The 22,775-nt window shown below is 71.2% G+C and carries 18 protein-coding genes; 5 read left to right on the top strand and 13 right to left on the bottom strand.

Going from position 1 to position 22,775, the window contains the following annotated elements; genetic code table 11:
- Positions 1-269 precede the first annotated feature (269 nt).
- Positions 270-1,049 carry a transcriptional repressor LexA gene (gene lexA, locus ACZ5NH_RS28395; protein ID WP_468779155.1) on the top strand — a complete coding sequence of 260 codons (780 nt, stop codon included), beginning with the start codon at positions 270-272 and terminating at the stop codon, positions 1,047-1,049.
- A gap of 153 nt (positions 1,050-1,202) precedes the next feature.
- Here lexA and ACZ5NH_RS28390 read toward each other — a convergent pair whose 3' ends face one another.
- From ACZ5NH_RS28390 to ACZ5NH_RS28375, 4 genes are all read right to left on the bottom strand, one after another.
- The gene (locus ACZ5NH_RS28390; RefSeq protein WP_468779153.1) at positions 1,203-3,194 is read right to left on the bottom strand and encodes an ATP-dependent DNA helicase; all 1,992 of its coding nucleotides are present in this window, start codon (positions 3,192-3,194) and stop codon (positions 1,203-1,205) included.
- Positions 3,195-3,363: 169 nt separating this feature from the next.
- Positions 3,364-4,152 (bottom strand): GNAT family N-acetyltransferase, encoded by a 789-nt coding sequence (locus ACZ5NH_RS28385; RefSeq protein WP_468779151.1) that lies wholly within the window; start codon positions 4,150-4,152, stop codon positions 3,364-3,366.
- 68 nt (positions 4,153-4,220) lie between these two features.
- On the bottom strand, positions 4,221-6,176 hold the full coding sequence (locus ACZ5NH_RS28380; protein ID WP_468779149.1) for an IucA/IucC family protein: 1,956 nt from the start codon (positions 6,174-6,176) through the stop codon (positions 4,221-4,223).
- A 280-nt stretch (positions 6,177-6,456) separates the two neighbouring features.
- The gene (locus tag ACZ5NH_RS28375) at positions 6,457-7,902 is read right to left on the bottom strand and encodes a diaminobutyrate--2-oxoglutarate transaminase family protein (protein ID WP_468779147.1); all 1,446 of its coding nucleotides are present in this window, start codon (positions 7,900-7,902) and stop codon (positions 6,457-6,459) included.
- A gap of 405 nt (positions 7,903-8,307) precedes the next feature.
- On the opposite strand from ACZ5NH_RS28375, the gene ACZ5NH_RS28370 reads away from it, so the two are divergent.
- Entirely contained in the window at positions 8,308-9,531 is a 1,224-nt protein-coding gene (locus ACZ5NH_RS28370) for a trypsin-like serine peptidase (RefSeq protein WP_468779141.1), read from the top strand.
- Between the two features lie 87 nt (positions 9,532-9,618).
- Here ACZ5NH_RS28370 and hflX read toward each other — a convergent pair whose 3' ends face one another.
- The 6 genes from hflX to miaA all read right to left on the bottom strand — a co-directional run bounded on the left by hflX (position 9,619) and on the right by miaA (position 18,181).
- The gene (hflX, locus tag ACZ5NH_RS28365; protein WP_468779139.1) at positions 9,619-11,109 is read right to left on the bottom strand and encodes a GTPase HflX; all 1,491 of its coding nucleotides are present in this window, start codon (positions 11,107-11,109) and stop codon (positions 9,619-9,621) included.
- Positions 11,110-11,268: 159 nt separating this feature from the next.
- Positions 11,269-12,840, bottom strand: a complete 1,572-nt coding sequence (locus ACZ5NH_RS28360) for a M1 family metallopeptidase (protein ID WP_468779137.1) — start codon at positions 12,838-12,840, stop codon at positions 11,269-11,271.
- 104 nt (positions 12,841-12,944) lie between these two features.
- Positions 12,945-15,212 (bottom strand): RelA/SpoT family protein, encoded by a 2,268-nt coding sequence (locus ACZ5NH_RS28355; protein ID WP_468779135.1) that lies wholly within the window; start codon positions 15,210-15,212, stop codon positions 12,945-12,947.
- A 284-nt stretch (positions 15,213-15,496) separates the two neighbouring features.
- Positions 15,497-16,372: a diaminopimelate epimerase gene (gene dapF / locus ACZ5NH_RS28350; protein WP_468779134.1), complete on the bottom strand. Its 876-nt coding sequence runs from the start codon at positions 16,370-16,372 to the stop codon at positions 15,497-15,499.
- A gap of 46 nt (positions 16,373-16,418) precedes the next feature.
- Positions 16,419-16,952: a hypothetical protein gene (locus ACZ5NH_RS28345; protein WP_468779284.1), complete on the bottom strand. Its 534-nt coding sequence runs from the start codon at positions 16,950-16,952 to the stop codon at positions 16,419-16,421.
- A gap of 290 nt (positions 16,953-17,242) precedes the next feature.
- Entirely contained in the window at positions 17,243-18,181 is a 939-nt protein-coding gene (miaA, locus tag ACZ5NH_RS28340) for a tRNA (adenosine(37)-N6)-dimethylallyltransferase MiaA (protein ID WP_468779133.1), read from the bottom strand.
- A 182-nt stretch (positions 18,182-18,363) separates the two neighbouring features.
- Here miaA and ACZ5NH_RS28335 point away from each other — a divergent pair, with 182 nt between their 5' ends.
- Together ACZ5NH_RS28335 and ACZ5NH_RS28330 are read left to right on the top strand one after the other, a co-directional pair.
- Positions 18,364-18,657: a hypothetical protein gene (locus ACZ5NH_RS28335; protein ID WP_468779132.1), complete on the top strand. Its 294-nt coding sequence runs from the start codon at positions 18,364-18,366 to the stop codon at positions 18,655-18,657.
- A 24-nt stretch (positions 18,658-18,681) separates the two neighbouring features.
- On the top strand, positions 18,682-18,975 hold the full coding sequence (locus ACZ5NH_RS28330; protein WP_388635717.1) for an antitoxin: 294 nt from the start codon (positions 18,682-18,684) through the stop codon (positions 18,973-18,975).
- A gap of 151 nt (positions 18,976-19,126) precedes the next feature.
- Here the strand turns inward: ACZ5NH_RS28330 and ACZ5NH_RS28325 are convergent, their stop codons facing one another.
- Together ACZ5NH_RS28325 and miaB are read right to left on the bottom strand one after the other, a co-directional pair.
- Complete coding sequence (locus tag ACZ5NH_RS28325) at positions 19,127-19,840, bottom strand: class III extradiol dioxygenase subunit B-like domain-containing protein (RefSeq protein ID WP_468779130.1); 714 nt, start codon at positions 19,838-19,840, stop codon at positions 19,127-19,129.
- A gap of 89 nt (positions 19,841-19,929) precedes the next feature.
- A complete protein-coding gene (gene miaB / locus ACZ5NH_RS28320) occupies positions 19,930-21,459 on the bottom strand; it encodes a tRNA (N6-isopentenyl adenosine(37)-C2)-methylthiotransferase MiaB (RefSeq protein WP_450985575.1) in 1,530 nt (509 codons plus the stop codon).
- 164 nt (positions 21,460-21,623) lie between these two features.
- Here miaB and ACZ5NH_RS28315 point away from each other — a divergent pair, with 164 nt between their 5' ends.
- A complete protein-coding gene (locus ACZ5NH_RS28315; protein ID WP_388635711.1) occupies positions 21,624-22,214 on the top strand; it encodes a GNAT family N-acetyltransferase in 591 nt (196 codons plus the stop codon).
- Between the two features lie 131 nt (positions 22,215-22,345).
- Here the strand turns inward: ACZ5NH_RS28315 and ACZ5NH_RS28310 are convergent, their stop codons facing one another.
- Positions 22,346-22,696: an ArsR/SmtB family transcription factor gene (locus ACZ5NH_RS28310; protein ID WP_468779127.1), complete on the bottom strand. Its 351-nt coding sequence runs from the start codon at positions 22,694-22,696 to the stop codon at positions 22,346-22,348.
- Between the last annotated feature and the right edge of the window lie 79 nt (positions 22,697-22,775).

The following is a 22,775-nucleotide window of genomic DNA, read 5'->3' as shown; positions in this document are numbered from 1 at the left end:
ACGCGTGGGACTCCGGCACAGAAGGGACCCGGAGCCCGGACGAGCAGGTTCCGGATGGCAGACTGGGGCAGCGACCCACGAGGTCGGCAACCTCAGCGGTGAAGAGTACAACAATGGGCGCTTTTGCCCGCCCGGTGGCGTGTCAGCGATACACCCAGACACATGATCGCGTCAGGTGAATCGCACTTTTTCACTCGAACGTGTGTTTGGCGCAACCTTTCGAAAGCAACTACCGTTGTCCAGCAGGGAGACCATCGAGAGGGGCCGACGTGACCACCACCGCAGACAGTGCCACCATCACCGCCCAGGACCGCTCCCAGGGACGAGTCGAGCCGGTACACGTGATGAACGAAGCCACGAATCCCGAGGGACACAAGCGTTCCCTGCCGGGCCGACCTCCAGGCATCCGGGCGGACAGCTCCGGGCTCACCGACCGGCAGCGCCGCGTGATCGAAGTCATCCGGGACTCCGTACAGCGGCGCGGTTACCCGCCGTCGATGCGGGAGATCGGGCAGGCCGTCGGTCTCTCGAGCACCTCCTCGGTGGCCCACCAGCTGATGGCGCTGGAGCGGAAGGGCTTTCTGCGCCGCGACCCGCACCGCCCGCGCGCGTACGAGGTCCGAGGTTCGGACCAGGCCGTGACCGTGCAGCCCACGGACACCGCCGGCAAGCCCGCCGCGTCGTACGTCCCGCTGGTCGGCCGCATCGCCGCAGGTGGCCCCATCCTCGCGGAAGAGTCCGTCGAGGACGTCTTCCCTCTCCCCCGCCAGCTCGTCGGCGACGGTGAGCTGTTCGTGCTGAAGGTCGTCGGTGACTCCATGATCGAGGCCGCGATCTGCGACGGCGACTGGGTCACCGTCCGCCGTCAGCCGGTCGCCGAGAACGGCGACATCGTGGCGGCGATGCTCGACGGCGAAGCCACCATCAAGCGCTTCAAGCGCGAGGACGGCCATGTCTGGCTCCTCCCGCACAACGCGGCCTACGAGCCGATCCCCGGTGACGACGCGACCATTCTGGGCAAGGTCGTCGCGGTGCTGCGGCGCGTGTGACGCCTGCGGCGGGCGGGCCGTATGGCCGGCTCGCTCCCTGACCGGGCCCCGGAACCCCTGCGCCGGTTCCGGGGCCCTGCTGTGTCCAGCGGGCTGCACGGTGCTTTCGCATCGCGGGGTAGCCTGACCGGCGCCGGTCAGGCTACCCCGCGATCATTTAGCCTCGGCCTGCTGCGCTTCCGCCGCCTGCGCCGCCGCGTCGATCGCCGCGAGCGACTTGCGTACCTGGTTACGGTCCGTGGTGTACCAGAAGTCCGGCAGTGACGCCTTGAGATAGCCGCCGTACCGTGCCGTGGCCAGCCGCTGGTCCAGTACGGCGACCACACCCCGGTCCCCCGACGCGCGGACGAGCCGGCCGGCACCCTGGGCCATGAGCAGGGCCGCGTGGGTGGCCGCCACCGCCATGAAGCCGTTGCCGCCCGCGTCCTCCACCGCCTTCTGCCGGGCGCTCATCAGCGGATCGTCGGGACGAGGGAACGGGATCTTGTCCATGACGACGAGCTGACAGCTGGAGCCGGGCACGTCGACGCCCTGCCACAGAGACAGGGTCCCGAACAGGCAGGTCTTCGGGTCGGCCGCGAAGTTCTTGATCAGTTCGCCGAGGGTCTCCTCGCCTTGGAGCAGGATCGGGAACTCGGGAATCCGGGAGCGCAGCTCCTCCGCCGCGAGCTGCGCGGCCCGCATGGACGAGAACAGCCCGAGCGTGCGGCCACCGGCCGCCTGGATGAGTTCGGTCAGCTCGTCGAGCATGTCGGAACGTTCTCCGTCACGCGCGGGGCGCGAGAGATGCCTGGCGACATAGAGGATGCCCTGCCTGCGGTAGTCGAAGGGCGAGCCGACGTCGACGCCCTTCCACTTCGGCAGGTCCTCGCCCTCCACACCCTCGGGGCCGAGGCCCAGGGACGCACCGACGCCGTTGAAGTCGCCGCCCAGCTTGAGGGTCGCAGAGGTGAGGACGACGGCGCGGTCGGCGAAGAGCTTCTCCCTGAGCAGGCCCGAGACCGACATGGGAGCGACCCGCAGGGACGCACCGAAGCGATCGTGCCGTTCGTACCAGACGACGTCCCACTCCGAGCCGTTCAGGACCCGCTCCGCCACGTCGTGCACCGTCTCCACCGAGGCCAGGGCCTGCTTGCGGACGGCGTCCTCGTCCTGCACCGACTTGTCGCGCGTCGCACCGATCGCGGAGATGACCGTCCGGGCGGCGTCCCGCAGCGCCATCAGGGCATAGCCGAGGTCTTCCGGGATCTCCTCCAGACGGGCGGGCAGGGCCAGCTCCATCAGCCGCTCGAAGCCCTCGGCGGCGGTCTGGAGCTGATCGGCGGCCTTCTCGTTCACCAGCTTGGCGGCGCGGCGCACCGCCCGGTTGACCTGGCCGGGCGTGAGCTCGCCGGTCGCGACGCCGGTGACCCGCGAGACGAGCTCGTGCGCCTCGTCCACAATCAGCACCTCGTGCTGCGGCAGCACCGGCGCGCCCTCGATGGCGTCGATGGCGAGCAGCGCGTGGTTGGTGACTACGACCTCGGCGAGCTTGGCGCGCTCGCGGGCCATCTCCGCGAAGCACTCGGCACCGTAGGCGCACTTCGACGCGCCCAGGCACTCCCGCGACGACACCGACACCTGCGCCCAGGCGCGGTCCGACACGCCCGGGGTGAGGTCGTCCCGGTCGCCCGTCTCCGTCTCGTCGGACCAGTCCCGCAGCCGCAGGAGGTCCTGGCCCAGCTTGCTGGTGGGCGCGGCGGCCTCGAACTGGTCGAAGAGGCCGTCCTCCTCGTCCTGCGGCATGCCCTCGTGCAGGCGGTGCAGGCACAGATAGTTCGACCGGCCCTTGAGCATCGCGAACTCCGGCCGGCGGCGCAGCAGCGGGTGCAGGGCCTCGACCGTGCGCGGCAGGTCGCGTTCCACGAGCTGGCGCTGCAGCGCGAGTGTGGCCGTCGCGACGACTACCCGTTCCCCGTGCGCGAGCGCCGGCACGAGATAGCCGAGCGACTTACCGGTGCCGGTGCCGGCCTGGACCAGCAGGTGGGATCCGTCGTCGATCGCCTCGGCGACCGCTTCGGCCATGGTCACCTGGCCGGGGCGCTCCGTGCCGCCGACAGCGGTGACAGCGGCATGCAGGAGTTCGGGGAGGGAGGGCTTCGTCATAGCCCGACCACCCTACGGCCCGGCACCGACAAACGGGCGATCAAGACGGCGAGGGAGGGCGGGATCACGGCCGGGCTCCTGGTGGAAATTGGCTTCGGAAATTTCTCGGAACGCGGGAACCCCAGCGCCCCGTGCTTCGTACTACATGTGAGCGTCCAGTCACACAACGCTACAGAACATCGCGCAGGACTCGGTCACGGATCATGAGGGCGGCCCGCTTGCCGGGCAGGTCGACCTCGGCCGCGTACCGGAAGCCGGCGCTCAGGAACGCTGCGACGGAGGGGGTGTTGCGAAGATCGGGTTCCGCTACGACCCGTGCGCAGGCGGGGCGCCGGTCCAGGATCAGGTCGGCTACGGCGCGGAGCAGGACGGATCCCAGTCCCTGCCCTCGATCCGCCGCTCCGCCGACGAGGAGGTGGATCCCGGTGTCATGCGGACGAGCCGGATAGCGGCGGGCCAGCGGATCCAGGTCTGCCCGGTAGATCTCCCAGTAGCTCATCGGTGTGCCGTCCAGCAGGCCCAGACACGGCGTGCTGCGTCCGTCGCCCTCGAGTTGGGCGCGCAGGTGGTCCTCCGTCCGGTTCTGGGGCCCGGCCAGCGCCCAGAATTCCGCGACGGCGGGGTCGTTCATCCAGCGATGGATGAGCAGCAGGTCTTCATCGATACGGACAGGAACCAGTTGGAAGGAGCCGACGCGAGTGACCACCGGGCCCCACGTGGGGAGCTGGTCCAGGAGGTAGGCCGTCCCTCCGGCGAAGAGCGCGAGGAACTCGGCGGGCAGATGCAGGTCCAGCGTGTCCTCGCTGTCCCCGTCGTCGTCCTCGATGGCGAAGCCGGTGAAGGGGGCCCGCAGGACACTCATGCTGTCCGCGCGGGGGCCAGGGGCGCCAGGGCCGACGGGGGCTCCCGGACAGGCAGGGCCGGCACCGGGGGCGGCGTTCGCGTCGGTGGGAGGCATGGTGCGCTCCTCTCAGGAGACGAGGTGGGTCATGGTCCTCGGAAGTGCGGAGAGACGGTTCGATTCGCTCAGGAATGAAGGGGGTTGGCGATGGTGACGTAGACGGACTGGGTGTCGACCGGGCCGATGAGTTCGTCGAGGCCGTGCAACCGGGTCAGCAGGTTGGCCTTGCACCGCAGCACGGGCGAGTCGAGCAGGCGGCGGGGCAGGGAGGTGCGCAGGGCGTTGGGTCCTGCGGCGACATCGGTGAGGAAACGCCGGAAGGCCGCGAGGAGGAGTCGTTCGTCGGCCAGGCGTTGGGAGCCGAACGCGCCGATCAGGCCGAGCACGTTGTTGATGGCGAGGTAATAGACGAAGCGTTCGTCGGTGACCTCGTCGGAGACGAAGGTGTCGCTGCGCTCACCGATACCGGGCAGCCGGGCATCCAGTTCGGCTCGCCGGGACTCGCGGAAGTAGTAGCCCTGGTTGTCGCGGTAGTAGCCGCCGGCGGGCCAGCCGTCGCCGTCGAGCAGAAGCAGGGTGTTCTGCTGGTGGGCTTCGAGGGCGATGCCGGCCTCGCTGTCCAGCCAGAGCACGGGGCGGACGACCTGCTCCAGGTAGCGGAGGAACCACTCCGCGGCAACGGCTCCGACGGGCCGCCCGGTGCGTGCGGCGAGCTTCGCCACAAGCTGGGCCAGCCGGGAGCGCATGGGCCGGGCCGGCTGCTGGACGCAGGAGCTGCCTTCGGGTTCGGCAACGGGCCCGGGCGAGACGAGACCGGCGACACAGCCGACGTTGTCGGTCGGGCTGAACGGGTTGTGCCTGATCATCACGTCGAGTCCGGGCACGGGCCGGCCGTCCGGGTCGTCGACGGCGAGCCAGGCGGGGTCGCGGACGATGTCGAAGCCGGGGTGTACGGCCTGCCACTGCTTGAACAGGCCGGTGCGCAGCAGTCGGTGCACCTCGACTCCCCGATGGAGTTCCTTGCGCAGGTTCTCCCGGCGGGAGTTGGTGATGCGCAGTCCCAGCGACAGCTTGAGCATCGCGGGGGCGCCGGATCGGTGGACCGTGCGCACGGAGGACGTGGGATGCCAGTAAGCGCCGAGGGGACCGAGGTCGCGGAGGAGACCGGAGTCGAGCAGGGCGGCGACGGGTTCGCGATGGCGCAGCTCGCGGGCCTGCCACGGGTGCAGCGGGAGGGCGGCGTGGCCGTCGGGCAGGAGGAGGTCGGTTGCGGCGAGGCGCCGGGTGAGATGGTCGGCGGGGACGGGGCGACCGCGCTCGGTCCAGGCCGAGTCGGTCGCGAGGAGGGAGGGGGCGACAGCCATCCAGTGAAGGGGGAAGGCGCCACGCAGCTCCGGTGAGTAGAGGCGGGCTTCTGCCTCGGTCAGACCTTCCCGGCTCTTGGGTGTCGGGTGCAGGGGGTGTCCGAGGAGGAGAGCCTGCTCTGCGGAGAGGAAGAGGTCGGGCGCGTCGGTGGGCTGCTCGCGCCGGTCGCGGATGAAGGCCGCGGTGCGGCGGAGGGAGTCGGCCACCCTGGCCACGAGGCCGCCGTCGTCGTGGCGGCAGGCCGCATTGGAGTCCGGGGCGCGGGAGGTGCTGCCCGTGTCTCCGGCTGTCTCCCGGGCGAGCAGCGCCGCCAGGGTGACGGCGTCGACGGCCGGGGCGGCCTCGGGGGCGCTGGTCAGGTGTGGTGGACCGAAGCGGTGCGAGCCGGTGGGCGACCAGTAGCGGACCGGCACGAGCAGGGAGATGCCGCTGGCCGGAAGCGGGAGGCGGAGGGTCCCACTGGTGGGGGCGGCGAGGCTGGTCTCGCGTACCCAGCACCGCAGCAGGTTCTCCACGGCGGCGGCCTGGGCCGCGATATGCGGGTCGGGATGGTCCAGCAGGTCGGCGCCGGGCTCGGTCACACGGGTGAGATCCGCGGTGCGCCGCTTCTGCTGGGGAACCGACTCGGCGAGCGGCACGGGAGCGACCGGGGTGGCGGAGTCTCCCTGGTCGTCGGGAGCGCCGGAGCTGCCGTCGGGAGTGGGAGTGGCGTTCATGACGGCTCCTCGTGGCTGGCTGGGGTGGTGCTGGGCTCGTGCCGTCGCTCGAGCAGCGTTCTCCCGGCCGATGGTTGCCTCGGCGGCGCCGACGGTCGGCTCGGCCGTGTCGAAGGGCCGGGTCGGCGGGGAGAGCGGGCGTGGGCGAGAGGGCTGGGGATGTGTCATGGGAGCCCGTTTCGGCCTGAGCGTCCTTGGAAGGAGATGCAGTTGGATGAGCAAGGTCGGTGTTCGTGAGGCTGGTGCCGGCTTCGAGGGCCGGGCGGTGTGGGTGTGGCTCTCAGCCCGCGCGTTGGCCAGGGCCGTGGTGTCCGCCGTGGTGTGGGCCGTGTGGGCCGTGCTCTTCGTAACTGCGGGCGACCGCGGCCACCGCGTCCGACAGCCGGTCCAGAACGGCCGCCGCCTGCTCCTCGCTGATCGTGAGCGGGGGAAGCAGCCGGACCACCGCCGAGTGGCGGCCGCCGAGTTCGACGATCAAGCCGCGCTGGAGGCACTCCCGCTGTACTGCCACGGCGAGTTCGGGCGCCGCCGGATACGGGGTGCGGGAGGGCTCCAGCCCCGTGGCCGCGGGGCTGTGGTCGAGGGGCTCGGACCCGGCGCGCGCCGGGTCCACCAGCTCGACCCCGATCATCAGTCCACGCCCCCGCACCTCGCCCACACACGCGAACGTGTCGGCGAGTTCGCCGAGTTGGTTCAGCATGCGGGAGCCGAGGTCGGCCGCGCGTTCGGCGAGGCCGTTCTCTCGGACATAGGTGAGGGTGGCGGTGCCCGCGGCCATGGCGAGCTGATTGCCCCGGAAGGTTCCGGCGTGGGCGCCGGGTTGCCAGACGTCGAGATCGTCGCGGTAGACGATCACGGCCAGTGGGAGGCTGCCGCCGATGGCCTTGGACAGGACCATCACGTCAGGGGTGACGCCGCTGTGCTCCACGGCCCAGAAGGCGCCCGTCCTGCCCACTCCGGTCTGGATCTCGTCGGCGATCAGTGGGATGGAGCGGTCCGCCGTGAGCCGGCGCATACGGCGCAGCCAGTCGTCCGGTCCGGGAATCACTCCGCCTTCGCCCTGGATGGGTTCGAGGATCATCCCGGCGGGCAGGGGCACGCCCGACTTGGGGTCGTCCAGGAGGGACTCGGTCCAGCGGGCGGCGAGTTCGGCGCCGCGCGCTCCGCCGACGCCGAAGGGGCAGCGGTAGTCCTGCGGATAGGGCAGACGGGCGACCTGGACGTCCGGGGCTCCGCCGGAGGCGGCCAGGGCGCCGGCGGTCATGCCGTGGTAGGCGCCGGTGAAGGCGAGGATGCCGGTGCGGCCGGTCGCGGCCCGGACCAGTTTGAGGGCGGCCTCGACGGCGTCGGTACCGGCCGGACCGCAGAACTGGACGCGGGCGCGATCGGCGAGGCCGGGCGGGAGGGTGCGGAACAGCTCGGTGATGAAGGCGTCCTTCACGGGGGTCGCCAGGTCGAGGACGGAGAGGGGAGCGCCGGAGTCGAGGACCCTGCGGATGGCTTCCAGTACGACCGGATGGTTGTGGCCGAGGGCAAGCGTTCCGGCGCCCGAGAGACAGTCCAGATAGCGGCGGCCGTCGGCGCCCTCGATGGTGAGCCCTCGGGCCCGGACCGGGACGATGGGCAGGGCCCGGGCATAGGTGCGGGCGGAGGACTCACGCGCCGACTGGCGTCTGAGGATCCCCTCGTGCACAGCACGCTCTTCCCCGTGCATCCCTGCAGCCATCGACTCCGTAACGGCCACGGCTCGCTGTCCTCCCCGCTGTCCAGAGGCGAGTTGATCCTCGGGGACCGGAGACAGGCAGCTGGCCCCCCACCCCTACAACCGTGGACCGTTCGGCGGGTTACGGGTTTACGCAAGATCATTGCCACGACGGGACGACGGCATGGACGGCAATCCGGAAGGCCGTACCGCCGAGTGGACGTCACATCGGGCAATCCAGGGATGGTTGTCCTGGTCAGACGGCTTGTGGCCGAACCGTTGCCGTTCCGTCGGAAGTCCCCCACAGCCAGCGCATAGTGTGTGATGCCGTTCCTAGACGGTCGTGAGACCGGCATGAACTCCCCACGAGTTCGCGGCCGGTGGCACGGCCGAAGCGCCGAGTACCTTCACAGCAGGGGGAGTCACAGCATGCGATCCATACGGCCGTCGTTCACTGTTCGGCGAGGGAGGGGCGCGCGCCGTACCTCCCCCGCGCTGGCGGCGGTCGCCCTCGCCTCCACGCTGGCGCTGACCGCCACTGCCTGCAACGGCGACGACAAGGCCGACGACAAGCCGACCGCCTCGGCGACCGCGGACGGCATCGGCGACGGCAAGATCAGGATCCCGGACGACCTCAAGCAGAGGCTCAAGGAGCACGGGATCGACATCGACAAGTGGAAGAACGGCGCCTGGAAGAACTGGAACAAGGAAGACTGGCTGCGCGAGGCCAACGACTTCATCAACCCGATCATCAAGGGCCTGTGGGATCCCAACCGGATGCGCCACGCCAACGACCCGAACAAGGGTGTCAACGACAACGACATCTCCGGTGACCAGGGCGTGACGGACCCGACCCCGCAGCCCGTGAAGGCCCAGGCGGTCACGCCGCTGTACCACACCAACGCGGCCGCCTCGGGCAAGGTGTTCTTCGACTCCCCCCAGGGCCACATGGTGTGCTCGGGCACGGTCGTGGAGGACCCCGCGCACCCGGGCAAGTCCAACCTCGTCTGGACGGCGGGGCACTGTGTGCACGCCGGCAAGAACGGCGGCTGGTACCGCAACATGGCCTTCGTGCCGTCGTACAACAACTCCGGCGAGTCGGTCGCTCAGCTGCAGAACGCCAGCCGGTCCGAGGTCGCCCCGTACGGTGTCTGGTGGGCCGATGCGGCGCGGACCTCGCAGCAGTGGATCGACCAGGGCGGCGAGACCGGCGGCAACGGTGCCCCGTACGACTTCGCGGTGATCCATGTGACGCCCGAGCAGGGCAACGGCGGCAAGTCGCTGGAGGAGACCGTCGGCGGGGCGCTGCCGGTGAACTTCAACGCTCCCGCGGTGCCGAAGGTCGACGGCATCACGGCGTCGGGCTACCCGGAGGCGGCTCCGTTCGACGGTCAGCTGCTCTACCAGTGCAAGGACAAGCCGGGCCGGCTCTCCATCGACCAGTCGGCTCCGACGATGTACCGCATCGGCTGCACGATGACCGCGGGCTCCTCCGGCGGTGGCTGGGTGGAGACCGGTTCCGACGGTAAGCCGGCGCTGGTGTCCAACACCTCGATCGGTCCGGTGACGTCGGGCTGGCTCGCCGGGCCGCGGCTGGGGTCGGTGGCCAAGGGCGTGTATGAGGCGGTCAGCAAGAAGTTTGCCGGGCAGTAACGGCGGTTGACTTCGCCATCTCGCGGCTGAAGAGGCGCGAAAGGCCCGCCCCCCGAAAGGGGAGCGGGCCTTTCGCATGGCCTTGGATCAGGACGCGGAGACCGGTGCGTACGGCGCCAGGTCCGCCGCCAGTTCCTCGTGCACCCGGACCTTGAGCAGGGTGCCCTCCGCGGTGTGCTCCTCGGAGATCACCTCGCCCTCGGTGTGGGCGCGGGCGACGAGCTTGCCGTGGGTGTACGGCACGAGCGCCTCGATCTCCACCGAGGGGCGGGGCAGCTCGTTGTCGATCAGGCCGAGCAGTTCCTCGATGCCCCGGCCGGTGCGGGCCGAGACGGCGATGGAGCGCCTCTCGACCCTGAGCAGCCGCTGGAGGACCAGCGGGTCCGCTGCGTCCGCCTTGTTGATCACGACGATCTCGGGCACGTCGGTGGCGCCGACGTCCCGGATCACCTCGCGCACGGCGGCGAGCTGCTCCTCGGGGTTCGGGTGCGAGCCGTCCACCACGTGCAGGATCAGGTCGGAGTCGCCGACCTCCTCCATGGTGGAGCGGAACGCCTCGACCAAGTGGTGCGGCAGGTGACGGACGAATCCGACGGTGTCCGCCAGGGTGTACAGCCGGCCACTGGGGGTCTCGGCCCGGCGGACGGTCGGGTCCAGGGTCGCGAACAGCGCGTTCTCGACCAGGACGCCGGCGCCCGTGAGGCGGTTGAGCAGGGAGGACTTGCCGGCGTTGGTGTAGCCCGCGATGGCGACGGACGGCACCTTGTTGCGCCGGCGCTCCTGGCGCTTGATCTCGCGCCCGGTCTTCATGTCCGCGATCTCCCGGCGCATCTTCGCCATCTTCTCGCGGATCCGTCGCCGGTCCGTCTCGATCTTGGTCTCACCGGGGCCACGCGTGGCGAGGCCGCCGCGACCGCCACCCATCTGCCGGGACAGCGACTGACCCCAGCCGCGGAGCCTGGGCAGCATGTACTGCATCTGCGCGAGAGCCACCTGCGCCTTGCCCTCTCGGGACTTGGCGTGCTGGGCGAAGATGTCCAGGATCAGGGCCGTACGGTCGATGACCTTGACCTTGACGACGTCCTCCAGCTGGATCAGCTGGCCCGGGCTCAGCTCACCGTCGCAGATGACCGTGTCGGCGCCCGATTCGAGGACGATGTCGCGCAGCTCCAGGGCCTTGCCGGAGCCGATGTAGGTGGCCGCGTCCGGCTTGTCGCGGCGCTGGATCACACCGTCGAGCACGAGCGCACCCGCGGTCTCCGCGAGGGCGGCAAGCTCCGCGAGGGAGTTGTCGGCGTCCTGAGCAGTGCCGGTGGTCCACACCCCGACGAGCACGACCCGCTCCAGGCGGAGCTGCCGGTACTCGACCTCGGTGACGTCCTCCAGCTCGGTGGACAGGCCCGCCACACGGCGCAGCGCCGCGCGCTCGGAGCGGTCGAACTGGTCGCCGTCCCGCTCGCCGTCGATCTCGTAGCTCCAGGCGTCGTCCTCTTCCATCAGGGCATCGGCCCGAAGACCCTCGGGATAGGCGTACGCGAGGCGCTTGGTGTCCTGGGAAGGGGAAGAAGAGGAGGTCATTGGATCCTTACGTCGATGGGAAGCCGTTACGGCGTCGGTGGCCGGTCCCGCTGGGCCGACTCTATGTCGTCAACGCACGAATACCCCGGGAGATTCCCGTTGTCCCGTCTCGCGCCGACCCGAAGATGGTCGCACGAGGCGGCCCGTCTCGTCACCGTGTTATCGCGCGCTCCGCGGTGCCTCGGGCCCGGCGGTCCCGGTCGGTGAAAGCTGCTTCCATTCCGGGTGGCCGGGCATCGGCGGGGTCTTCTCACCGTACAGCCAGTCCTTGAGGAAGCCGCTCAGGTCGCGGCCGGAGACCGCCGAGGCCAGCTGGACGAAGTCGGCTGTGGTGGCGGTGGAGTCCCGGTGTTCGAGGACCCAGATCCGTTCCAGCCGCTCGAAGGCCGGTCGGCCGATCTTCTGGCGCAGGGCGTAGAGGACCAGCGCGGCGCCGTCGTACACGCTGGGGCGGAAGATGCCGATCTTCTGGCCGGGGGCGGGGACCTTGGGCCGGGCGGGCGGGCCGCCGGCCTCGCGCCAGCGGTCGGAGGCGCTGTACGCGGCCTTCATCCGCTTCTCCATGGGCCGGTGCGCGGTTTCCTCGGCGTACAGCTGCTCGTACCAGGTGGCGTGCCCCTCGTTCAGCCAGACGTCGGACCAGGTGGCGGGGCTGACGCTGTCGCCGAACCACTGGTGGGACAGCTCGTGCACCATGACCGACTCGATGTACCACTTGGGGTAGGCGGGCTCGGTGAACAGGTTCTTCTCGAAGAGGGAGAGGGTCTGTGTCTCCAGTTCGAACCCGGTGGAGGCCTGTGCCATGAGCACGCCGTACGTCTCGAAGGGGAACGTGCCGACCTTGCTCTCCAGCCAGGCGATCTGGCCGGGCGTCCTGGCGAGCCACGGTTCGAGGGCCTTGGCGTCGGAGCTGGGCACGACGTCGCGCATCGGCAGCCCGTGCGGTCCCTCACGGTGCAGCACGGCGGAACGGCCGATGGACACCTGGGCGAGTTCGGTGGCCATGGGGTGCTGGGTGCGGTAGGTCCAGGTGGTGGTGCGGCCTACCCGGTCGGCTCCGGCGGGCAGCCCGTTGGCCACGGCCGTGTAGCCGTTCGGGGCGGTGATGTGGAAGGTGAACATCGCCTTGTCGGACGGGTGGTCGTTGCACGGGAAGACCTGGTGGGCGGCGTCGGCCTGGTTGGCCATGACAAGGCCGTCGGAGGTGCGCACCCAGCCGCCGTCCTGGTCCTTGGCGTAGACGGGATCGCTGGTGTGCTTCACCGTGATCCGGGTCCAGCTGCCCTCCGCGATGCCGTGGTCCGGGGTGACGACCAGGTCCTCGCCGGCGCTGGTGAAGGCCGCGGGACGCCCGTCGACCTCGACGGACTGCACGGTGCCGTGCGTGAAGTCGAGGTTGATCCGGTCCAGGTCGGCGGTGGTCCAGGCGTCGATGGTGGTGACGGCCTGGAGCGGCTTGTCGTTGGTACCGGGATAGGTGAAGGACAGGTCGTACGACGCCACGTCGTAGCCCGGGTTGCCCAGCTCCGGGTAGAGCCGGTCGCCGATGCCGAGGGGCTCGGCCGGGCCCGTGGCGGCGAGGAGACAGACGGAGACGGCTGAGGCGAGCAGGGCCGCCTTCCGGTGCCGCAAGACCCGGGGCCGGGTCCGGGAGTGGGGTCGGGATCCGGTCCCGGGCTGGGTCCGTGACTCGGAGCAGGCACGAGGGCCGACGCGGGGGGTGAGCAGCATGTCCCACCGCTACCAGTGCCTGCCCGCGCTACGACGGCGACTCGCACCCGGCCCACCCGATCGGGTTCGGTCGGGAGAGCCTTCTGATCCAAGCGCGGCAGCCCTCAGGAGCCCGGGGCCTGATGCTGGGCGCGGGACACGTCGTACACGCCCGGGACGTCCCGCATGGCGCGCATCAGGGCCGGGAGGGCGGCCGCGTCGGGGAGCAGGAGGGTGTACGTGTGCCGTACCCGCTGCTGGCTGGGCGGCTCCACGGTCGCCGAGACGATGTCGACGCCCGTCGAGGAGATCGCCTCGGTGAGGTCGGCGAGCAGATGGGGGCGACCGAACGATTCAGCGACCAGGGTGACCCGGCACTCGGTGGTGTCCCCCCAGCGCACGCCGATCTCCGCGCGCCCCCTGCCCTTCATATGCGCCACCGCGGCGCACTCCACCCGGTGCACGGTCACCACTCCCCCGCGCACCGCGAAGCCGGTGATCTCGTCGGGCGGCACGGGCGTACAGCACCGGGCGAGCCGTACGGAGGCCCCCGGCCGGTCCACGAGGACGTCGGCGCCGCGGGACCGGGTCGCGGGAGTGCCCTCGGCCGGTGCCGCGTCCGCCGGGCGGGACGCGGCGGTGCTCGGGGCCGCATCGGCGTGCCGTGCGGGGGCGGTGGCCTCGGCGGTTTCGGCGCGGGTGCCGGTCATGTCCTCCGCGCCGGTGCCGCCGCCGGGGTGCGTCGCCAGCCAGCGCTGGATGGCGATGCGGGCGGCCGGGGTGTGGGCGTGCTCCAGCCATTCCCGGGAGGGCTCGGAGGCCGGGTCCTGGCCCATGAGGAGCTGGACGGTGTCGCCGTCCTTCAGGACGGTGCTGAGGGTGGCCAGGCGGCCGTTGACACGGGCGCCGATGCAGGCGTGCGCGTCCTCGCCGTACTGGGCGTACGCGGCGTCCACGCAGGTGGCGCCCTCGGGCAGGCCGAGCGTGCCGCCGTCGGGGCGGAAGACGGTGATCTCGCGGTCCTGGGCGAGGTCCTCGCGCAGCGTGGACCAGAAGGTGTCGGGGTCGGGGGCGGCCTGCTGCCAGTCGAGGAGCCGGGAGAGCCAGCCGGGACGGGTGGGGTCGGCGCGCTCACCGTCGGCGGGGGCGTCGGCGGCGGGGGCGGGGGCGTACGGATTGCCGAGGGCGACGACGCCGGCCTCGGCGACCTTGTGCATCTGGTGGGTGCGGATGAGGACTTCGACGACCTGGGCGGCGATGGGGGTCCCCCCGGGCGAGTCGGTTCGGGCCTGGGGGCGGGCGACGGCCGTGTGCAGTGACTGGTACAGGTTGAACTTCGGTACGGCGATGAAGTCCTTGAACTCCGAGACGACCGGCGTCATGCACGTGTGCAGTTCGCCGAGAACGGCGTAACAGTCGGCGTCCTCGTTCACCAGCACGAGCAGGCGGCCGAAGTCGGTGCCGCGCAGCTGTCCGCGTTTGCGGGCCACGCGGTGGACGGAGACGAAGTGCCGCGGGCGGATGAGGACTTCGGCCTGGATGCCGGCCTCGCGCAGCACGCCGCGCATCTCGTCGGCGACCTCGGCGAGCGGGTCGTCGGGGCGCGCGGCGTTCTCGGCGATGAGCTCGCGTGTGTGCTCGTACTCCTCGGGGTGCAGGATGGCGAAGACCAGGTCCTCCATCTCGGTCTTCAGGGCCTGCACGCCGAGGCGTTCGGCGAGCGGGATGAGGACGTCGCGGGTGACCTTGGCGATCCGCGCCTGCTTCTCCGGGCGCATCACGCCGAGGGTGCGCATGTTGTGCAGGCGGTCGGCGAGTTTGATCGACATCACGCGCACGTCACTGCCGGTGGCGACGAGCATCTTGCGGAAGGTCTCCGGCTCGGCGGCGGCTCCGTAGTCGACCTTCTCCAGTTTCGTGACGCCGTCGACGAGATAACGAACCTCCTCGCCGAACTGTTCCCGCACCTGGTCGAGCGTCACATCGGTGTCCTCGACGGTGTCGTGGAGCAGAGAGGCCGTCAAGGTCGTGGTCTCGGCGCCGAGTTCGGCGAGGATCAGGGTCACGGCGAGCGGGTGGGTGATGTACGGTTCACCGCTCTTGCGCATCTGGCCGCGGTGCGAGGACTCCGCGAGGACGTAGGCGCGGCGCAGCGGGTCGAGGTCCGCGTCGGGGTAATGGGCGCGGTGCGCCTCCACGACGTGGCTGATGGCGTCGGGCAGTTTGCCGCGCACGGCGGGGCCGAGCAGCGCGGCCCGACCGAGCCTGCGCAGGTCGATCCGGGGCCGGGACTTCCTGCGGTCCGCCCTGGGCACCGCGGGGGCGGTGGCTGCCGCGGACGCGGTGGGCGATACCGGGCCAGGGGTCGCAGGGTTCGTGGCCTCCGCACTCATGGGCACCTCCGGCTCGTGGACCGGCGGACGGAGGCCCCAGGGCGTACGCGGCTCAGGGATGGCGACGTTCCCCCGTCCGTGCCGGTGCTTGATGCTATCGAGCCCACCACGCCCGACCGACCGCCTCTCGCCGAGCGTGAAACGGATCACCCATTCGAGCGATGAAAAGGAGGTTTAGGGTTTGCGCCAACTGCCTTGGTCTCGGCCGCCGTTTCCAACGTCCCGGGGCACCGGAAACCGCTGATCCGGAAGCCGCGGGGCGTCCCCCACGCGGTCACGCCGCATCAGCGAAGGGCGTTTTCCAGCCATTCACCGTCGATCTCACCCTCGGCGACGATCACGGCGGGTCCGGTCATCTCGATCTCACCGTCGGGCCGCTCGGTGATGACCAGACGGCCGCCGGGCAGGTCGACGGTGTACGTGGCCGGGGTCCCGGTGACGGCCGGGTCGGCCCCGTCGCGCCGGGCGGCTGCGACGGCGACGGCGCACGCACCCGTGCCGCACGAGCGGGTCTCGCCGGAGCCACGCTCGTGCACGCGCATGGCGACGTGGCCGGGGCCTCGGTCGACGACGAACTCGACGTTGACCCCGTCGGGGTAGGCGGCGGCCGGGCTGAACGGCGGCGGGTCGTACAGGGTGCCGGCCTGGGCGAGGTCGTCGACGAAGGCGACCGCGTGCGGGTTGCCCATGTTCACGTTGCGGGCGGGCCAGCTGTGCTCTCCGACGCTCACCGTGACCTCGCCCTCCGGCAGGCGGGCGCGGCCCATGCCGACGGTGATGTCACCGTCCTTCGCGATGTGGACCGTCTTCACGCCCGCGCGCGTGGCGATCGCGAGATCGCCCTCGCCCACGTGTCCGGCGTGCTGGAGGTAGCGCGCGAACACACGGACTCCGTTGCCGCACATCTCGGCGACCGAGCCGTCGCCGTTGCGGTAGTCCATGAACCACTCGGCCTCGGCCGCCATCGCCCGGGCCTCCGGGTGCGCGGCGGAGCGCACCACGTGCAGCACCCCGTCGCCGCCGATGCCGGCCCGGCGGTCGCACAGGGCGGCGACGGCGGCCGGGCTCAGGTCGAGGGCGTTCTCCGGGTCCGGGACGATCACGAAGTCGTTCTCGGTGCCGTGGCCCTTGAGGAAGGGGATCCGCGTGCGCGTGCTCATTCCTCGATCGTAAAGGACGGCAGCGGTCCCGCTGCGGACCGGTTGTTCAGCGCAGCCTTGCCACGCGCCAGACCGCGAGGACCACGACCACGGCCACCAGGAGGACGTATCCGAGTACGACCCGCCAGTCCGGGCGCTGGTCCGAGCCGCGTGGCGGGAGGCCGGGCATGGTGTAGCCCACGCGGCGGGCGGCCATCATGCCCCAGCCGGCGGCGCAGGAGCAGATCAGCAGGCCGAGCATGGCGATGACGGCGCCGCTGTCGCCGAAGTCGAAGGCGAGCGGGAAGGCGAACATCAGGGAGCCGACGGCGGACAGTCCCACGATGGGAGCGAGCTGCCAGAGGCGGAGCCTGCGCTGCGGGCGCAGCTCGACCTCGACCTCCGGACCGCCCGGGTACATCTCCTCGGGCGCCGGCCCGTCGTCGGTCACACCGTCCGGCGTCTCGTCGGGACCGTCGTCGGTCAGCCGGTCCGCGGTGAGCCGGTCTTCCGTGAGCCGATCTTCGGTGAGCCGGGGGTCGACGAGCCGGTCGTCGGTGAGGCGGGCCTCCGCCGGCCGGCCTTCGGCCTCCGCCGGCAGGTCCCCGGTCCGACGGGCTTCGGGCAGCCGGTGGCCGGCCGGGCGGTCTCCGCTCAGACGCTCTTCGGTCAGACGGTCCTCGGCCGGGCAGTCGTCGGTCAGACGGCCGCCCGGGGCCGGTTCGTCACCCGCAGTGGTGACGTGCTCGGCACTCTGTGCGGTGTCGCGAGGGCCGGCCTCCATCGCCACGCGCCCTCCCAACTAGGCTCCACTTGGTCGATCGAAGCTCGATGATGGCACGGCACCGAAGGCCTCGATGACCGGCGGCGCATCCCGATGCCATGACGTGATCAGGCTGTAACCGGTCGTTCGACCAACGCCAGGGCCTGGTGCGGAAGTTCCCCGCGGTCGGCTGCGGCCCCACTCAACCAGTGCACCCGGGGATCGCGCCTGAACCACGAATCCTGACGGCGCGCGAAGCGCTTGGTCGCGCGTACGGTCTCGGCCCGGGCTTCCGCTTCGGTGCACTCTCCGGCGAGCGCCGCGAGCACCTGCTGGTAACCCAGCGCACGCGACGCCGTGCGCCCCTCGCGCAACCCCTCCGCCTCCAGTGCGCGCACCTCGTCGACGAGGCCCGCCTCCCACATCCGGTCGACACGGCGCGCGATGCGCTCGTCGAGCTCCGGACGGGCGACGTCGACTCCGATCTGGACGGTGTCGTACACGGAGTCGTGACCCGGCAGATTGGCGGTGAAGGGCCGGCCGGTGATCTCGATCACTTCCAGCGCCCGGACGATACGGCGGCCGTTGCTCGGCAGGATCGCGCGGCCGGCCTCCGGGTCGGCGGCGGCCAGCCGGGCGTGCAGCGCACCCGAGCCGCGCAGGGCCAGCTCCTCCTCCAGGCGGGCGCGGACCTCGGGGTCGGTACCGGGGAACTCCAGGTTGTCGACGGCCCCCCGGACGTACAGGCCGGAGCCGCCGACCAGGATCGGCCAGCGGCCCTCGGCGAGCAGTGCGTCGATCCGGGCGCGGGCCAGTTTCTGGTACTCGGCGACGGAGGCGGTGACCGTCACGTCCCAGATGTCCAGCAGGTGGTGCGGGATGCCGCCGCGCTCCTCGGGCGTCAGCTTGGCGGTGCCGATGTCCATCCCTCGGTACAGCTGCATGGAGTCCGCGTTGACGACCTCCCCGCCGAGCTGTTGGGCCAGGAAAACACCGAGATCGGACTTTCCGGCCGCGGTGGGTCCGACGACGGCGATGACACGGGGGGCGGAGGGTGCACTGCTCACCGCACCAGTCTCGCAAACCTCCAGGCCGCGCCTCGAACGAGTTACGTGACGGGTGGGATTCCGGGTCGTTGCCCGTGGCGGATACCGCCATCCGGATCACCGGAGGCGGTGACCCGGGCGGCGCAACCGTACGCACCGGGTAACGCGGGAATTCGCCCGCACGAGTACCGTATGGAGTGGATATGGGCGTTTTTGCTCGATTCTTCGGAAGGTCGAAGACGACTCCGGAGACCTCGGCCGCCGAGGCACCGGCTGGTGCGGAGCCGGAAGGAGCCGAGGCGGAGGAAGCGGAGTCGGCGGAGGCCGAGGCGGCCGGGTCGGCGGAGGCGACGGGGTCGGCCGGGGGCGAGAGCGAGGACGCGGCGACGCGGTCGGACGCCGCCGCGGACGACGCGTCCGACGGCTCCGGCATCCCCAGGCAGCAGTCCGCCGAGGAGGCCGCCGACAATGAGTCCGGCGAGGGCGCCCGCAGGTAACTGCCCCGCGAGGGAAGGTGGACCATGGGTCTGTTGGACAACATGAAGGCCAAGCTCGGCCCGGCCAGGGACAAGGTGTCGGACCTCGCGCGACAGCACGGGGACAAGGTTCAGCACGGTATCGACAAGGCCGCGAAGGCCGTGGACGACCGGACCAAGCACAAGTACAGCGAGAAGATCCACGCGGGCACCGGCAAGGCCAAGCACGCGGTCGACCGACTCGCGCACAAGGAAGGTCACGGTCCGGAGCGGGCCGGCGGCACTCCGACGACCCCCACCCGGCCCACCCCGCCGGAGGGCCCGCCACCGGCTTCCTGAGCCTCCTGGACGGCGGCACACGAGCCTGCCGGACGGCATACGGCCGTACCGCAGGCGGATCGGCGGACGGTCGTGGAGCACAGCGGCTCCCGGCCGTCCGCAGGTTTCGCGTGCGCCGGGGTTTCCGGGACCGGGTGGCCACCGAGCCGCGCTAGGACCAGGTGGCCACCATGTATCCCACGCCGTACGGCGCGTCCTCGTACAGGAGTGCGCCGCTGAGGCCGGCGTCCTCGGCGGCGCCGGCCAGGACCTGCCAGGGCGCCCGGCCGGAGGCCTTCAGTTCGTGTGCCAGTTCGGCGTCCAGCGCCTGGACGGCCGCCACGTCCGCCGCGCCCAGCGCCCTGGCGACCTCCGCGTCGAAGGGTGCCGCCCGCTCGTCCAGGTAACCTGGCGCCTTGACCGTGCGGCACGCGCTGGCGTCTCCCATCACCAGCAGCGCCACGCGTCCGGCCCTGGCGCCGATCTCCCTTCCGGCTTCGACGCACCGCTCGGGCGCGAGCGCTTCCCCGACACCGAGTCCCTCGATCGGGGCATCCGCCCAGCCGGTCCGCTCCAGCAGCCAGGCGCCGACGGCCAGCGACGGGGGCAGCTCGCGCTCGGAGACGTCCGCCTCGGCGGGGCCCAGGCGGACCTCCACGTCGACCCCGAAGCCGCGGAAGGACCCCCGAGTGCCCTGCGGAAACGATCCGCGCCCGCTCTGCTCGGCGGGCCCGACGACCACCAGGAGGTCCGGGCGGGAAGCGGCGAGCACACCCAGGGCGTCGGCGCAGGCCGCGCGCGCGGCATCCATCTCGTGCGCGGCGCCCGCGGCCACCTCGGGCACGATCAGCGGAGGGCAGGGACAGACTGCGGCGGCGACAAGCATGATCGGCAGGGTACGCCGTACGCCAGCCGCCGGCCGAGTCGGTCCTCGATGAGCACGTCGGTCAGGTCGATCTCTGTCGTGACGGGCCCTCAGTCGCAGCCGCAGCCGCTTGCCGTGGCGACCGGCAGCGGCTCCGGCACCCCGATCCTCGGCAGGCCCAGCATGACGCCGGCCGGCTTGGCGGCCTCGGCGGCGTTGCGCTTCTCCCAGGCGTCCCCCGCGCGCGTGCGGCGCACGGAGAGGACGGGGCCCTCGGCGAGGAGGTGGTGCGGGGCGGCGTACGTCACCTCGACCGTGACCACGTCACCGGGGCGGACCTCCTGCTCCGGCTTGGTGAAGTGGACGAGGCGGTTGTCGGGGGCGCGGCCGGAGAGCCGGTGCGTGGCGCCGTCCTTGCGCCCCTCGCCCTCGGCCACCATCAGCTCCAGCGTGCGACCGACCTGCTTCTTGTTCTCCTCCCAGGAGATCTCCTCCTGGAGGGCGACCAGCCGCTCGTAGCGCGCCTGGACGACCTCCTTGGGGATCTGGTTCTCCATGGTCGCGGCCGGGGTGCCGGGCCGCTTGGAGTACTGGAAGGTGAAGGCCTGCGCGAAGCGCGCCTCGCGGACCACGTGCAGGGTCTGCTCGAAGTCCTCCTCGGTCTCGCCGGGGAAGCCCACGATGATGTCGGTGGTGATCGCGGCGTGCGGGATGGCGGCCCGCACCTTCTCGATGATCCCCAGGTAACGCTCCTGCCGGTAGGAGCGGCGCATCGCCTTCAGCACGGTGTCCGAGCCGGACTGCAGCGGCATGTGCAGCTGCGGCATCACGTTCGGTGTCTCGGCCATGGCGGCGATGACGTCGTCGGTGAAGTCACGGGGGTGCGGGGAGGTGAAGCGGACCCGCTCCAGGCCCTCGATGTTCCCGCAGGCGCGCAGCAGCTTGCTGAAGGCCTCGCGGTCGCCGATGTCGGAGCCGTACGCGTTGACGTTCTGGCCCAGCAGCGTGATCTCGGAGACACCCTCGGCGACCAGCGCCTCCACCTCGGCGAGGATGTCGCCGGGCCGGCGGTCCTTCTCCTTGCCGCGCAGCGCCGGGACGATACAGAAGGTGCAGGTGTTGTTGCAGCCGACGGAGATCGACACCCAGGCCGCGTAGGCGCTCTCGCGCCGGGTCGGCAGGGTGGACGGGAAGGCCTCCAGCGACTCGGCGATCTCGACCTGCGCCTCCTCCTGCACGCGGGCGCGCTCCAGCAGGACCGGCAGCTTGCCGATGTTGTGCGTACCGAAGACGACGTCCACCCAGGGCGCCTTCTTCACGATGGTGTCGCGGTCCTTCTGCGCGAGGCAGCCGCCGACCGCGATCTGCATGCCGGGCCGCGAGGCCTTCTTCGGCGCGAGCCTGCCGAGGTTGCCGTACAGCCGGTTGTCGGCGTTCTCCCGTACGGCGCAGGTGTTGAACACGACCACGTCCGCGTCCCCGTCCGACCCCTCGGGGGCCCGCACATACCCGGCGTCTTCGAGCAGGCCGGCCAACCGCTCGGAATCGTGGACGTTCATCTGGCACCCGTAGGTGCGCACTTCATACGTCTTGGGTGCTTGAACGTCCACTGCGGGGCTCCGGTCGCTGCTGCTGGTCATGCGTAAAGGGTAGGCCGTCCCCGGAGAACCCCGCCCCGGGCTCCGTCGCGGTGGGCCGGGACGAGAAGACCGGCTGTCCCTATGGGCGGCCGCACTCCGACTCTGCCGATAACCGCCCCACGGGGCGGTGGATCAGGACTCGATGCCTCTGACAGGATGTGTCCATGATCCCGTCGTCACCGGTGCCCCCGGTCGTTCCCGCAGGTCGGATGGCCCAGCTCCAGCAGCCGGTGCTCGGTCTGCCCCACGGCCTGGAGCTGCGGCCGTGGCACGTCGACGACGCCGGTGTCCTGGTGGCCGCCGGCCAGGATCCGGCCATACGGAAGTGGAACCGCCTGGAGGTGGGGTCACCGGAGGGCGCGCGCCGGAGGATCGAGCGGATGCACCGGCGCTGGCAGACCGAGGAGGCCGCGATCTGGGCCATCGCCCGGGCGGACGGCGGCGAGGCCCTGGGCCTGATCGGATGGGGGGACATCGACCTCGCCGACGGCAACGCCGAGATCCTCTACTGGATCCTGCCCGCCGCACGAGGCGGCGGTGTCGTCGCCGAAGCGACCCGGGTCGTCAGCCGGTGGGCCCTCGACGAGCTGGGCCTGCACCGGCTCCGCCTGTGCCACTCGACCGCGAATCCCGCGTCCTGCCGCGTGGCGGAGAAGGCCGGCTACTCCTACGAGGGCACGCAGCGCAGCGCGCTGCTGCACGAGGACGGATGGCACGACGAGCATCTGCACGCCCTGGTGCAGGGAGACATCTGAGACCGTCAGCGGTCGTCGCCCGCGCGGGCAGGTTGAAGCACGGGCGCCATACCGCTCAGCGTCGTACACGGTTGAAGGCCGCCGGCGGCGCGGCTCGGGCCACCCCGTGTCGGCTCGGGAGGCGGCCTTCGCTACGACGGCGGCGTCCCCTCGCCCTGCGCGGCCTGCAGGTCGGCGAGGAGTTCGGCCTGGCCGGCGAGCACGCCGGAGAGGATCATACGGGCCACGCGCAGCAGTTCGGTGACGTGCGGGCTGGTGAGCGAGTAGTACACGGTCGAGCCCTCCTTGCGGGTCTTGACCAGGTTGGCCCGCCGCAGCACGGCGAGTTGCTGCGAGAGGTGCGCGGGCTCGATGCCCACCTCGGGCAGCATCTCCGCGACCGCGTGCTCGCGCTCGCTCAACAGCTCCAGGACCCGGATGCGGGCCGGGTGACCGAGCGTCTTGAAGAACTCGGCCTTCAGCTGGTACAGCGGCGTACTCACCTGGCCGTCCCCTCCCCGGTGCAGCGGCACGGCCCCGCCGGCCGGGCCTCGGCGCATCGCATCCACCCACTCGTCACGA

This window comes from Streptomyces sp. NPDC031426, assembly GCF_055581585.1.
This window is presented reverse-complemented; position numbering and strand designations above follow the sequence as displayed.